Raw genomic sequence first — 13863 nt, 5'->3', positions numbered from 1 at the left:
ACTCCAAGCCCGCATACGCCGACGGTATATGCGCCACCCGGCGAGCGGAGCGATCGTTGGGTGGCCCGGCGGACCGGGCGGGTGACGCGTTCGTCGGCGCTGCTCGCCTGGCCTACTTGCTTACGGAGGCCGCCAGTTCGGTGAGGGCGGTGTCCGTGGGGGTGGCGGAGACCTGTAGGAGCTTGGTGGTTGTTGTCGCGTCCACGTGGGAGTTGCCGTCCGTCAGATAGAGCATTTCCTCGAACTCGCCGACGATCGGGTTCTCCCGTCCGAGCGCGCGGAGTTCCTCGATCGACATTCGGGTCAGGGTCGGGGCGGGCGAGTCGGTGAGGGCGGCGAAGCGGGTGGTCAGGGTGCGGACGGACGCGGTCGACGACGGTACGTGCCAGGCGCGGCCCCAGGATTCGGCGGAGCGGGCCGCCGCGACCAGGGTGCGGGCGACGTCGCCGTTGTACGACCAACTCTGCGGTGCGTCGAGGTCGTCGGGGAGCGCGGCCGGGGTGCCGGCGAGCACGTTCGGGACGACCACGAAGTTGAACAGCGAGGCCACGCCCACGCCGAGGTACGTGCTCGCGCGGACCTCGGTGACCAGGGCGCGGCCCGCCTCGTGCGCGGCCAGCGCGGCAGTCCACATGTCGGCCCGGACCCGGCCCTTGACCGTGGTCGGCGCCATCGGCAGGTCCTCGGTCATCGGCCCGTCCACCGGGCCGTAGCCGTATACGTTGCCGAGCATCACATAGTGCACCCCCGTCCGCTCCGCCGCCGTCAACAGCGCGGCGGCCAGCGGCGGCCAGTCGGTGGGCCAGCGGTCGTAGGCCGGCATCGCGCAGTTGAACAACGTGGTCGCGCCGCGCGTGAGTTCGGTCAGGCGCGCGGCGTCGGTCGCGTCGGCGGCGACGCGTTCGACCAGGGGATGCCCCGGGCCGCCGCCGCGTCGGGTGACGACCCGGACCCGCTCGCCGGACTCGGCGAGGAGCAGGGCGGTGGCGGTACCGGTGGTGCCGGCGCCGACCACGACGTGGAATCCGGTGGATGCGGACATGATCGCTCCAGGAGGAGGGAGGGGTGGCGTCCGAATGGACGTGCTCAGCCTCCCGCTCCCGCCCGGGCGTACGGTAGTGGCCGGAACGCCAAACATCCGGAGGTTCGGGCCATGCGTGCCGTCCATCGAATAGCCGTCGTGGCCGTGCCGCCGGTGACCACTTTCGACCTGTCCATCCCGGAGTTGGTGCTCGGCGCCGTCGAACTGGCAGACGGCGCGCCCGGATACGAGGTGCGGGTGTGCACCGCCGACCCCGGCGCCGTCGTCGGCACCGGCAGCCTCGACATCGTGGTGCCGCACGGCCTGGACACGATCGACACCGCCGACACGGTCGTGGTCACCGGCACCGGAGCCCGCGCCGACGCCGACCCGAGGATCCTGACCACGCTGCGCACCGCCGCCGCGGCCGGCAAGCGCGTCGCGTCGATCTGTACCGGCGCCTTCGTGCTGGCCCAGGCCGGCCTGCTCGACGGGCGCGCGGCCACCACGTACTGGACCATGACCGACGAGTTCCGCCGCCGCTTCCCGGCCGTCGACCTGCGCCCCGACGTGCTGTACGTCGAGGACGGGCCGATCCTGACCTCCGCCGGCCTGTCCGCCGGCATCGACCTGTGCCTGCACCTGATCCGCACCGACCACGGCGCGGCGATCGCCAACACCGTCGCCCGCCTGGTCGTCGCGGCCCCGGTCCGCCCGGGCGGCCAGGCCCAGTTCATCGAAACGCCCCTTCCGGCGGAGACCGGCGTATCGCTTGCCGAGACCCGCGCCTGGGCCCTGGCCCGACTCGACCGCCCGCTCACCCTGGCCGACCTCGCCGCCCACGCGAACACCAGCGTGCGCACCCTCACCCGCCGCTTCCACGCCGAGGCCGGCCTCAGCCCCCTGCAATGGCTCCTCCACCAACGCATCGACCGGGCCCGGGAGTTGCTGGAATCGACGAACCTGACCATGGAACAGGTCGCGCACAACAGCGGCATCGGCACCACGGATTCACTGCGCAAACACCTCCTGCGCCGCACCGGCTTGACGCCCAGCGGCTATCGAGCGGCCTTCACGCGCATGTGAGGCCGCCGGTGACCGCTCAGGCCGGAGCCGTGCCCGCCGTCACCTCGAGGTCCTCCGCCCGGATGCCCAGCATCCGGCCCAGTTCGGCGCGCCCGGCCTCGGTGGCGCGGACCGCGCGGCCCGTGCCGACACGTTCGGTCCAGCCCCGGGACGACAGAAGTCGGCACAGTTCGGCGCCGGCGGTGCCGGCCAGGTGGTGGCGGCGCTCGGTCCAGTCCAGGCAGGGGCGGGCCAGTGGACGTTTGCCCGATGCGGTGAGGTCGGCGCCCAATTCCGTGAGCCAGGTCAGGCCCGCCTCGGTGATCGCGAAGCCGGCGTCCTGGCGCAGCAGGCCCCGGGCGGTGAGCGCGTCGGTGATCGCCACGCCGAGGCGGCCGGCCAGGTGGTCGTAGCAGGTACGCCCCCGGGCCAGGGCCGCGCCGGCCGAGTGCGCCCGCAGCGACGCGGCCGGCCGAGGGGTCGCCGGCGTGGTGTACGCGGCCAGGTCCTCGACCATCCGCGCCACCCCCGCATCGGCCAACCGCACATACCGGTGCCGTCCCTGCCGCTCCCCGACCAGCAGGCCACCTTCGACGAGGCGGGTCAGGTGCTCGCTGATCGTGGACGGCGCGACCCCGCAGTGCCGGGCCAACTCGCCGGCGGTCCAGGCCCGCCGATCCAGCAGGGCCAGACACACCGCCGCTCGCGTCTCGTCCGCGAGCAACGCGGCGAGCGCGGCGAGGCGAGGCACCGAATCCGGATCGGAGGCACGTGCGGTCGAGTCCATGCCGCCATCATCGCCCCGGGACGCTTCGGCGCGGACCGAAGGGTTCGCCGCCACCGACAGGCCGTGCGCGTGCCCGGCTCTGTCAGGATGGGAGGGTGTTCCTACCGCTCACGGGTGTCACCGTCGTCTCGCTCGAACAGGCCATCGCCGCGCCCTACGCCACGCGCCAACTGGCGGATCTCGGCGCCCGGGTGATCAAGATCGAGCGGCCCGGCGCGGGGGATTTCGCCCGGGCGTACGACGAGACCGTCGAGGGTTTGTCCAGCCACTTCGTCTGGGCCAATCGGGGGAAGGAAAGTCTGACGCTCGACGTGAAGGACGAGCGGGCGCCGGAGATTTTGGATCGACTGCTGGCCCGAGCCGATGTGTTCGTCCAGAACCTGGCACCGGGCGCGGCCGATCGGCTCGGGCTCGGCGCGGCCGAATTGCGGGCCAGATTTCCCCGGCTGATCGTTTGTGGAATATCGGGTTATGGGACCGCGGGACCCTATCGGGACAAGAAGGCGTACGACCTGCTCGTGCAGTGCGAGGCGGGACTGCTGTCGGTCACCGGTACCGCCGACGAGCCGGCCAAGGCGGGGATTCCGATCGCCGACATAGCCGCCGCGATGTACGCCTTCACCGGCCTGCTCACCGCGCTCTACGAGCGGCAACTCACGGGCGAGGGCAGCTCGTTCGAGGTTTCCATGCTCGACGCGCTGGGCGAGTGGATGGGATTCCCGTACTACTTCGCGACCTACGGCGGCACACCCCCGCCGCGCACCGGAGCCCGGCATGCGGCGATCGCGCCCTACGGACCGTACCGCGTGGGCGGCGGCGGTCAGGTGTTCGTGGGTGTGCAGAACGATCGGGAGTGGGCGGCGCTGTGCGAACGGGTACTCGGGCAGCCGGAGTTGATCGAGGATCCGGACTTTCGCACCAATTCGCTGCGGGTGGCGGCCAACAAGCGGCTGACCGCGCTGATCGAGGCGGCCTTCGCGGACCGTACGGCCGACGAGATCGTGGCGAGCCTGGACGCGGTCGGCATCGCCAACGCCCGCATGCGCACCGTCGCCGAATTCGCCGACCACCCGCAACTGGCCGCCCGCGACCGACTGCGCACCGTCGACTCCCCGGCGGGCCCGCTGCGCGCGCTGCTGCCGCCGGTCACGGTGGCCGGCCGCGAGCCGGCGATGGGCCCGATCCCGGCGGTCGGCGAGCACACGGCGGCGATCCTTCAGGAGTTGGGCTTCACCGAGCCGAAGGCGGCCCACGAGTAGGCGGCTCGCGACCCGCGGGCGGAGATATTTGTCCGCCTTCCGAGCCCCGCGACATTTCCGTGCTAGCCTCGAGGCAGTTGCAGTAGTGGTTCCCATGAATTTTGTGAGCGCCTTACGGTCGTGACCGTCGGGCGCTTTTTGTTTATCCAGAACCGGATTCGTGTGAAGAGTGAATTGCTGTTGCGGCCTGTGGATGTGCATGTGCGCACGTCCGCATTCGGTACCACGAAGGAGATTTGTATGGCTACTGGAACCGTGAAGTGGTTCAACGCGGAAAAGGGCTTCGGCTTCATCCAGGCGGACGACGGCGGCCCGGATGTCTTCGCGCACTACTCGGCGATCCAGTCCCAGGGCTTCCGTGAGCTGACCGAAGGTCAGAAGGTCAGCTACGACGCCGTGCAGGGCCAGAAGGGCCCGCAGGCGGAGAACATCACCATCTGATCCGCGGCACCTCGCACCACCCACACGGCCCGCCCCCTCCCCGGGGCGGGCCGTGTGTGCGTACCGGAGCGATCCCGCGCGTTGCATGATGCCCCCATGGCATACATCGGCAACGACGAGCACGCCGGCCGCATGCGCGTGATCCGTGCATGCGGCCGGATCCTGTCCGGGGTACGGCCCGCCACGGTCGCCGAGCGGCTGGCCCGGCTCGACGCCTACGCGCACGAGCACGTCGACCCCGACGAATGGCCGGACACCTACGGCGACGGCGGCGCGGTCGCCCGCCTGGAGGCCCGGACCGCCGAGCTGCTCGGCACCGAGGCGGCGCTGCTCTTCCCCACCGGCACGATGGCCCAGCAGGTCGCGCTGCGCATCCACGCCGGAGCCACGGGATCCGACGTGGTCGGCATCCACCCCCGCGCCCACCCGCTGACCTACGAGCGCGACGCGATCTCGGTCCTGTCCGGGCTCCGGCCACTCGTGCTCACCCAGGGGCCGGGGCAGATCACCGCCGACGACGTCCGAAGCAGCGCCGAGCGATTCGGCACGCTCTTCTACGAACTCCCGCTGCGCGACCACGGTTTCGTCCTGCCCGCCTGGGACGACCTGATCGCCGTCGTCCAGGCCGCCCGGGATCGGCACGCCGCGCTGCACCTGGACGGCGCCCGGCTGTGGGAGAGCACCACGGGGCTCGGGCACGGGCTGACCGATATCGTCGACCTGTTCGACTCGGTGTACGTGTCCTACTACAAGGGTCTCGGCGCGAGCGCCGGGGCGGCCCTCGCGGGCACCGCCGAGCTGATCGAGGAAGCGCACGCGTGGCGCCACCGCTACGGTGGGCGACCGTTCCAGGCGTGGCCGATGGCGCTGGAGGCGCTGGCCGCGCTCACCGAGACACTGCCCCGGCTGGCGACCTGCGTCGGGCATGCCGCGACGGTGGCGGCCGGCCTCGCCCGGGTGCGGCAGACGAAGGTGTTCCCGGCGGTCCCGCACACCCACCAGTTCCAGGTGTGGTTGCCGTACCCGGCCGAACTGCTCAACCGGACGAGCGTCGAGTACGCCGTCGAGCGTGGGGTGTGGCTCACCGGCCGCTGGACCGAGCCCGCGCTGCCGGGTCTGTCGTACACGGAGATCACCGTCGCCGAACCCGCCCTGGAGTGGACCGAGGACGAGGTCGCCGACGAGTTCGGCGCGTTCGTGGAGCGGGTCCGCGAGAGCGGCTGACAGCGGGCGAGGCCGGCCGCGGCGACCGGCGGCCGTCGGTGACATGTATCACCCCCGCCGCCCACGCCGATCCGGGCATGTTGCGTCAAGGCGGGCCACTGAGCAATGCTGGCCCCGCGCCGGCCCTACCGGCGCGGGGAGGGCGTGGCAGGAACCCGGTGTGATCCCGGGACGGTCCCGCCACTGTGACCGGCTCCGCCGTACGACGTCGCCCGACGTCGACCACGGCGCGACCGGGAGTCAGGAACTGCGCGTCTCACCCCGAGTCCGATGGGGCGCGGACCCCGGAGAGGCGCTTCCAGGTGACGATTTCGTCCTGCCGGCGTTCTTGCACACCCAGTCGACGTACACCCGGCCGACGTACACCCGGCCGGCTTACGCCCGCCCGTCACACGCCCGGCGGCCACACGCCCGGCCGGTCGGCCCGCGGCATCGTCCCCGTCGGAGGCTCCCGGTGATCCTCCTTCTCTCCACCTCCGACACCGACCTGCTCAGCGCCAAGGCGAGCGAGGGCGACTGGCGCCTGGCCAACCCCTCCCGGGTCGACGTGGCCGACCTGCCCGCGCTCCTCGACGGCACCGACCTCGTCGTGGTCCGCCTGCTCGGCGGCCGGCGCGCGTGGGAGGCGGGCCTGGACGCGCTGCTCGCCGGCCCGCGCCCGGTGGTCGTGGTCAGCGGCGAACTCGCCGCCGACGCGGCGCTGATGGAACTGGCCACGGTGCCCGCCGGGGTGAGTGCGCAGGCGCACGCCTACCTCGCCCAGGGCGGCCCCGCCAACCTGACCCAGCTCCACCGCTTCCTGTCCGACACGCTGCTGCTCACCGGCTTCGGCTTCGAGCCGCCCGTCGAGGTGCCCTCCTGGGGGCGGCTCGACCGCACGGCGTCCGGCGGCGACGGCCCGGCGGTGGGCGTGCTGTACTACCGCGCGCACCACCTGGCCGGGAACACCGCGTTCGTGGCCGACCTGTGCACGGCGATCGAGAACGCGGGCGGGCGGCCGGTACCGATCTGGTGCGCGTCGCTGCGCGGCGCCGACGAGTCGTTGTTCGCCGCGCTCGGCGAGTTGGACGCGCTCCTGGTGACCGTGCTGGCCGCGGGTGGTGCCGGTGGGGCCAAGCCCGCCGAGGTGTCCGCCGGCGGCGACGACGAGCAGTGGGACGTCGGGGCGCTGGCCGGACTCGACATCACCATCCTCCAGGCGCTCAACCTCACCACCAGTCGGGCCGAGTGGGAGGCCGGCGACGCGGGCCTGTCGCCGCTGGACGCGGCCACCCAGGTGGCGGTGCCGGAGTTCGACGGCCGGCTGATCACCGTCCCGTTCTCGTTCAAGGAGACCGGCGCGGACGGCCTCACCCACTACGCCGCCGACCCCGAACGGGCCGCCCGGGTGGCCGGGATCGCGGTACGACACGCCCTGCTCCGGCACGTACCGGCCACGGAGCGCCGAGTCGGCGTGGTGCTCTCCGCGTACCCGACCAAACACTCCCGGATCGGCAACGCCGTCGGCCTGGACACCCCCGCCTCGGCGGTCGCGCTGCTGCGCGCGATGCGCGCGGCCGGCTACGACGTCGGCGCGCTCGACGGCGCCGACGCGCTGCCCGGCCTGGAACCCCCGGACGGCGACAAGCTGATCCACGCGCTGATCGCGGCCGGCGGCCAGGATCCCGAGTGGTTGACGGAGGGTCAACTCGAAGGCAACCCGGTCCGGATCTCCGCCGCCGCCTACCGCGAGCGCTACGCGACCCTGCCGCTCGGGCTGCGCGCGAACATCGAGGAGCACTGGGGCCCGCCGCCCGGCGAGCTGTACGTGGACCACTCGCGCGATCCGGAGGGCGAGATCGTGCTCGCCGCGCTGCGCGCGGGCAACGTCATCCTGATCATCCAGCCGCCGCGCGGCTTCGGCGAGAACCCGGTCGCCATCTACCACGACCCGGACCTGCCGCCGAGCCACCACTACCTGGCCGCCTACTGGTGGCTGGACGCGCCCGCCGGGCGGGGCGGCTTCGGCGCGCACGCCCTCGTCCACCTCGGCAAGCACGGCACGTTGGAGTGGCTGCCGGGCAAGAACCTGGGGTTGTCCTCGGAGTGCGGTCCCGACGCGGTGCTGGGCGACCTGCCGCTGGTGTACCCGTTCCTGGTCAACGACCCGGGCGAGGGCGCCCAGGCCAAGCGGCGCGCACACGCGATCATCGTCGACCACCTGGTGCCGCCGATGGCGCGTGCCGAGACGTACGGCGACCTGACCCGCCTGGAGCAACTGCTCGACGAATACGCCAACGTGCAGGCGCTGGACCCGGCCAAGGGCCCGGCCCTGCAGAGCCAGATCTGGACGCTGATCCAGGCCACCAAGCTGGACCACGACCTCGGCATCACCGACCGCCCGCACGAGGCCGAGTTCGACGACCTGATCCTGCACCTGGACGGGTGGCTCTGCGAGGTCAAGGACGCGCAGATCCGCGAGGGCCTGCACATCCTGGGCAGCGCGCCCACCGGTGAGGGCCGGATCAACCTGGTCACCGCGATGTTGCGGGCGCGCCAGGTGTGGGGCGGACGGGCCGCCGCGCTGCCCGGGTTGCGCGAATCCCTCGGCCTGGTCGAGGGCGGCAGCGCCACGCGGACCGAGACCGACGACGCCGAGGACCGGGCACACCGACTGGTCGCGGCGATGGAGGCGGCCGACTGGGACCCGACCCGGGCCGCGACGGTCACCGCCGAGGTGCTGGGCGGCGCATCGCCCGCCGTCGCCGAGGTGTTGGCGTTCGCGGCGACCGAGATCGTGCCGCGCCTGGACCGCACCGGGGACGAGATCGGCGCGGTGCTGCACGCCCTGGAGGGCGGCTACGTCGCGGCCGGGCCCAGCGGTTCGCCGCTGCGCGGCCTGGTCAACGTGCTGCCGACCGGCCGCAACTTCTACACCGTGGACCCGAAGGCGATCCCCAGCCGACTGGCCTGGGAGACCGGACAGGCGCTCGCCGACTCGCTGTTGGCCCGCTACCGCGCCGACAACGACGGGAACTGGCCGCGCTCGGTGGGCCTTTCGGTCTGGGGCACCAGCGCGATGCGGACCAGCGGCGACGACATCGCCGAGGTGCTGGCGCTGCTGGGGGTGCGGCCGATCTGGGACGACGCGTCGCGCCGGGTGACCGGGATCGAGACGATCCCGCCCGCCGAACTGGGCCGCCCGCGCGTGGATGTGACGGTGCGCATCTCCGGCTTCTTCCGGGACGCCTTCCCGCACGTGGTGCTGCTGCTCGACGACGCGGTGCGGCTGGCCGCGGAGGCGGACGAGCCGGACGAGGACAACTACGTCCGGGCACACGTCCGGGCCGACGTCGCCCGGCACGGCGACGCGCGGCGCGCCACCACGCGCGTGTTCGGCTCGCGGCCGGGCGCGTACGGCGCGGGCCTGCTGCCGCTGATCGACGCCCGCACCTGGCGCGACGACGCGGACCTGGCCGAGGTGTACGCGACGTGGGGCGGGTACGCCTACGGGCGGGGCCTGGACGGGGTGTTCGCACGTGAGGACATGGAGGACGCGTACCGCAGGATCGCCGTCGCGGCCAAGAACACCGACACGCGCGAGCACGACATCGCCGACTCGGACGACTACTTCCAATATCACGGCGGCATGGTCGCGGCGGTACGCGCGCTGACCGGGACCGCGCCCGCCGCCTACATCGGCGACTCGACCATGCCCGACGCGGTCCGCACCCGCACCCTCCAGCAGGAGACCGCGCGGGTGTTCCGCGCCCGGGTGGTCAACCCGCGCTGGATCGAGGCGATGCGCAAGCACGGCTACAAGGGCGCGTTCGAGCTGGCGGCCACCGTGGACTACCTGTTCGGCTACGACGCCACCACCGGTGTGGTGGCGGACTGGATGTACGAGAAGCTCGCGGGCGAATACGTCCTGGACGAGACCAACCGGGAGTTCATGCGCACGTCCAACCCGTGGGCGCTGCGCGGGATCGCCGAGCGGCTGTTGGAGGCGGCCGACCGGGGCATGTGGGAGAAGCCGGAGGCGGCCACGCTCGACGGGCTGCGCGAGGTGTACCTGGATGTCGAGGGCGATCTCGAGGGCGGCGAGGACGCGGGGGATGGCTGAGCGGGAAGCCGGATCCGGGCCTGCGGCGGCATCGCCGCAGGCCCGGCCGGTGTCCGTGGTCGGGATCGGGGACGACGGCTGGGCCGGACTGTCCGAAGCGGCCCGGGCTTTGGTGCGCGAGGCCGAGGTGTTGGTCGGCGGGGCGCGGCACTTGGCGATGGCGCGCACCACCGGGGCCGAACGGGTCGCGTGGCCGTCGCCGTTCCGGGTGGACTTCGTGGCCCACCTGGCGGCGTCCCGGCGGGTGTGCGTACTGGCCAGCGGCGATCCGATGTTCCACGGCGTCGGGGCCACGCTGGTGGCGACGTTGGGCGCCGATCGGGTCACGGTGGTGCCGGTGGCCTCGTCGGCGTCGTTGGCATGTGCGCGGCTCGGCTGGTCGACGCAGACCGTTGCGCTGGTCAGCGCGGTGGGCCGACCGCTGGATACCTTGACGGCCGAACTGGCCGCGGATCGGCGGGTGTTGGTGCTGAGCGCGGATGGGCTGACGCCCGGGCGGGCGGCGGCGCTGCTGGTGGCGCGCGGCTTCGGCACGAGCGAGGTCACCGTGCTGGAACACCTGGGCGGCCCGGCCGAGTCGGTGTGGCGCGGCACCGCCGACGCGCTCGCGGCGGCCCCGGAGCGGCGGTTCGCGGACCTGAACGTGGTTGCCGTCGTGTGCGGGCCTGGGCCGGGACTGAGCCGGCTGGCCGGTCTGCCGGACGACGTCTACGCACACGACGGGCAGTTGACCAAGCGCGAGATCCGGGCGGTCACCCTGGCCGGGCTCGGGCCGCGCCCCGGGGAACTGCTCTGGGACGTCGGCGCGGGCAGCGGCAGCATCGGGATCGAGTGGATGCGCGCACATCCGTCGTGCCGGGCGATCGGTTTCGAGGCGCGTGCGGACCGCGCCGAGCGGGCCGAGGCCAACGCGGTCGCGCTCGGCGTCCCGGGCCTGCGGATCGTGCGCGGCCGGGCGCCGGACGTGCTCCCGGAGGGTGAGACCCCGGATGCCGTCTTCGTCGGCGGCGGGCTGACCGTGCCGGGCGTGGTGGAACGTTGTTGGTCCGCGCTGCGTCCGGGGGGCCGGTTGGTCGCCAATGCCGTGGTCGCCGAGACCGAGGCCGAACTTGTCCGCCACCGGGCCTCGTACGGCGGGGAGTTGACCCGACTCCAGATCACCAGGGCCACCCCGGTGGGCCGTTTCACCGGATGGCGACCGGCGATGCCGGTCACCCAATGGGTGGTCGTCAAGCCGGCCGGCCCCGAACCAGGAGTAACCCACCCATGACCGTGCACTTCATCGGCGCCGGCCCCGGCGCGGCCGACCTGATCACGGTGCGCGGGCTGCGCATCATCGCCGCGTCGCCGGTGTGCCTGTACGCGGGCGCACTCGTCCCGCGCGAACTGGTCGAGGCGGCACCGCCCGGCGCCCGCCTCGTGGACACCGCCGGGCTGAACCTGGATCAGATCGTCGAGGAACTGCGGGCGGCGCACGCCGCCGGGCACGACGTGGCCCGCCTCCAGTCGGGGGACACCTCGTTCTTCAGCGCGGTGGCCGAGCAGCAGCGCCGGCTCGACGCGCTCGGCATCCCGTGGGACATCACCCCCGGCGTACCGGCGTTCGCCGCCGCGGCGGCGGCCATGGGCCGGGAGTTGACGCTGCCGACGGTGGGTCAGACGGTGATCCTGACCCGGGTCGCGGGCAACGCGACGGCGATGCCGCCCGGTGAGGACCTGGCCACCCTCGGCCGCTCCGGCGCCCTCCTCGTGCTGCATCTGGCGGTGGGTCAGGTGGAGCGCGTGGTGGCCGAGTTGACCCCGCTGTACGGCTCGGACTGCCCGGTCGCGGTGGTGGCCCGCGCGTCGCGGCCCGACGAGTTGATCGTGCGCGGCGAACTGGCCGATCTGGTGTCGCTGGTGCGCGACAACGGGATCAGGGCGGTGGCGGTCATCATGGTCGGCCGGGTGCTGGGCGAGCCGGGGTTTTGCGACAGCCACCTGTACAGCGAGGCGCGGGACCGGGCGGCCGCGTCGCAGCCGGCCGGATGAACGGGCGCGTCCTAGGCCGCCGGTTCGGCGCGGCCGACGATCGTGCCGCCGCGGTCGATGGCGATCACGTCCACGGTGATCGGGATCTCGCTGCCGCGCAGGAGGTCGCGCGCCGCGTCCCGGGCGGCCTCGGCCACCGCGTCGCCGAGCGGGACGTCGGCGGCGCGGGCCAGTTGCAGGGCGTGCAGGGCGGTGTTCGCGGCGCGGATGTCCGCGGCCAACTCCGCGCCGGCGCCCACCGCCGCGGCGCGCTCGGCGAGATTGTCCAGGTTCACCTGCGAGCGGCCCGAGTGCAGGTCGAGATGGCCGTCGGCGAGTTTGGAGAGCTTGGCGAAGCCGCCGGCGATGGTCAATCGCGGGATCGGGTGCCGGCGCAGGTACTTGAGCAGCGCGCCGGCGAAGTCGCCCATGTCCAGCAGGGCAGTGCCGGACAACTTGTGCACCTCGGCGCCGACCCGCTCCGACGTGGTGCCGGTGGCGCCGAGCACGTGCGTCTCGCCGGTGGCCGCCGCGACGTCGATGCCCCGGCGGATCGAGTCGATCCACGCCGAGCACGAGTAGGGGATCACGATGCCGGTGGTGCCCAGGATGGACAGGCCGCCCAGGATGCCCAGGCGCGGATTCCAGGTCTGCTCGGCGATGCGCTCGCCGTCGTCCACGGACAACTCGACCGTCACGTCACCGGTGCCGCCGTACGCGCCGGCCACCCGCGCCACCGCCTCGCGCATCAGCATGCGCGGGACGGGATTGACCGCCGGCTCACCGACCGGCAGGGGCAGGCCGGGCAGCGTCACGGTGCCGACCCCGGGCCCGGCCCGGAAGGTCACCCCGGACCCGGCCGCCGCGTGCCGCACGGTGGCCCGGATCAGCGCCCCGTGGGTGGCGTCCGGATCGTCCCCGGCATCCTTGACCACACCCGCCATGGCCGCGTCGGCATCGCGCTCCTCGACGGCCAGGGCGAACGCCGGCGTCTGCCCGCCGGGCAGGTACACCGTCACCGGATCGGGGAACTCGCCGGTCAGCAGGGCCTGATAGGCGGCCGTGGTGGCCGCCGTGGCACACGTCCCGGTGGTCCAGCCGCGACGCAACGGGCGGTCGGGGCGGGTCATCGCGGCAGGAGCCGATCATGAGCGGGACGACACCGATCGACCGGCCGGCCGACGGCCGGGTGCTCCTGGTGCTCGGCGGCACCTCCGACGCCCGGATCCTGGCCGCACTCCTCGCGGACACGCCCGGTCTGCGCGTGGTGTCGTCGCTGGCGGGGCGGACCCGATCGCCGGTATTGCCGGTCGGCGAGTCCCGGGTGGGCGGCTTCGGCGGCATACCCGGCCTGGTGGCGTGGCTGCGGGCCCGGGACGTGGTCGGCGTGGTCGACGCCACCCACCCGTTCGCGGCCCGCATCTCGGCGCACGCGGTCGCCGCCTGCGCCGAGGTCGGCGTACCGCTCCTGCGGCTGCAACGGCCGGGCTGGACGGCCGTACCGGGCGACGACTGGCACCCGGTCGACTCGGCCGAACACGCCGCGCGGGTGCTGCCGGGTCTGGCCCGGCGGGTGTTCCTGACCACCGGGCGCCTGGAGACCGCGCCGTACGCACACCTGGACCGGCTGTGGTTCCTGCTGCGCAGCGTCGAGCCGCCCACCGGCGCACTGCCCCGAGCCTGCGAAGTGCTGTTGGCCCGGGGCCCGTTCACGGTCGAGGACGAGATCGCGCTGATGCGCGACCACCGCGTCGAGGTGATCGTCACCAAGGACAGCGGCGGCACCCGGACGGCGGCCAAGCTCACCGCCGCGCGCGAACTCGGCCTGCCCGTGGTGGTGATCCGCCGCCCCGAGGCGACCGCGCGGGAACAGGTCGCCGACGCGGCGAGCGCCGCGCGCTGGGTCCTGGCCAGGGCGGTGGCGGGCGGGGCATGAGTCGTACATAGCGCTCAC

At 73.3% G+C, this 13863-nt stretch carries 11 protein-coding genes and 1 riboswitch; of the genes, 8 read left to right on the top strand and 3 right to left on the bottom strand.

The window, feature by feature from the left end; genetic code table 11:
* Nucleotides 1–112: 112 nt before the first annotated feature.
* On the bottom strand, nt 113–1042 hold the full coding sequence (locus B4N89_RS04675) for an NAD-dependent epimerase/dehydratase family protein (RefSeq protein ID WP_078974590.1): 930 nt from the start codon (nt 1040–1042) through the stop codon (nt 113–115).
* 111 nt (nt 1043–1153) lie between these two features.
* Here B4N89_RS04675 and B4N89_RS04670 point away from each other — a divergent pair, with 111 nt between their 5' ends.
* Entirely contained in the window at nt 1154–2107 is a 954-nt protein-coding gene (locus B4N89_RS04670) for a GlxA family transcriptional regulator (RefSeq protein WP_078974589.1), read from the top strand.
* A 16-nt stretch (nt 2108–2123) separates the two neighbouring features.
* Here the strand turns inward: B4N89_RS04670 and B4N89_RS04665 are convergent, their stop codons facing one another.
* Nucleotides 2124–2873 carry an ArsR/SmtB family transcription factor gene (locus B4N89_RS04665; protein WP_078974588.1) on the bottom strand — a complete coding sequence of 250 codons (750 nt, stop codon included), beginning with the start codon at nt 2871–2873 and terminating at the stop codon, nt 2124–2126.
* Nucleotides 2874–2968: 95 nt separating this feature from the next.
* On the opposite strand from B4N89_RS04665, the gene B4N89_RS04660 reads away from it, so the two are divergent.
* The 6 genes from B4N89_RS04660 to cobM all read left to right on the top strand — a co-directional run bounded on the left by B4N89_RS04660 (nt 2969) and on the right by cobM (nt 11930).
* Nucleotides 2969–4132 (top strand): CaiB/BaiF CoA transferase family protein, encoded by a 1164-nt coding sequence (locus tag B4N89_RS04660; RefSeq protein ID WP_078974587.1) that lies wholly within the window; start codon nt 2969–2971, stop codon nt 4130–4132.
* Between the two features lie 240 nt (nt 4133–4372).
* Nucleotides 4373–4573 carry a cold-shock protein gene (locus B4N89_RS04655; protein WP_078979113.1) on the top strand — a complete coding sequence of 67 codons (201 nt, stop codon included), beginning with the start codon at nt 4373–4375 and terminating at the stop codon, nt 4571–4573.
* 96 nt (nt 4574–4669) lie between these two features.
* Complete coding sequence (locus tag B4N89_RS04650; RefSeq protein ID WP_078974586.1) at nt 4670–5797, top strand: threonine aldolase family protein; 1128 nt, start codon at nt 4670–4672, stop codon at nt 5795–5797.
* 148 nt (nt 5798–5945) lie between these two features.
* A riboswitch (cobalamin riboswitch) is annotated at nt 5946–6047 on the top strand.
* 204 nt (nt 6048–6251) lie between these two features.
* Nucleotides 6252–9899, top strand: coding sequence for a cobaltochelatase subunit CobN (gene cobN / locus B4N89_RS04645; protein ID WP_078974585.1), 3648 nt, complete (start codon nt 6252–6254; stop codon nt 9897–9899).
* Nucleotides 9892–11169, top strand: a complete 1278-nt coding sequence (gene cbiE / locus B4N89_RS04640) for a precorrin-6y C5,15-methyltransferase (decarboxylating) subunit CbiE (RefSeq protein ID WP_101896994.1) — start codon at nt 9892–9894, stop codon at nt 11167–11169. The genes cobN and cbiE overlap by 8 nt, the downstream gene beginning before the upstream one ends.
* Complete coding sequence (gene cobM / locus B4N89_RS04635; protein ID WP_078974583.1) at nt 11166–11930, top strand: precorrin-4 C(11)-methyltransferase; 765 nt, start codon at nt 11166–11168, stop codon at nt 11928–11930. The genes cbiE and cobM overlap by 4 nt, the downstream gene beginning before the upstream one ends.
* An 11-nt stretch (nt 11931–11941) precedes the next feature.
* On the opposite strand, the gene B4N89_RS04630 is transcribed toward cobM, so the two are convergent.
* A complete protein-coding gene (locus tag B4N89_RS04630) occupies nt 11942–13039 on the bottom strand; it encodes a cobalt-precorrin-5B (C(1))-methyltransferase (protein WP_078974582.1) in 1098 nt (365 codons plus the stop codon).
* 17 nt (nt 13040–13056) lie between these two features.
* Here B4N89_RS04630 and B4N89_RS04625 point away from each other — a divergent pair, with 17 nt between their 5' ends.
* A complete protein-coding gene (locus B4N89_RS04625; RefSeq protein ID WP_078974581.1) occupies nt 13057–13845 on the top strand; it encodes a cobalt-precorrin-6A reductase in 789 nt (262 codons plus the stop codon).
* Nucleotides 13846–13863: the final 18 nt, after the last annotated feature.

This window comes from Embleya scabrispora (genome assembly GCF_002024165.1).
GTDB classification, from domain to species: Bacteria; Actinomycetota; Actinomycetes; order Streptomycetales; family Streptomycetaceae; genus Embleya; species Embleya scabrispora_A.
This window is presented reverse-complemented; position numbering and strand designations above follow the sequence as displayed.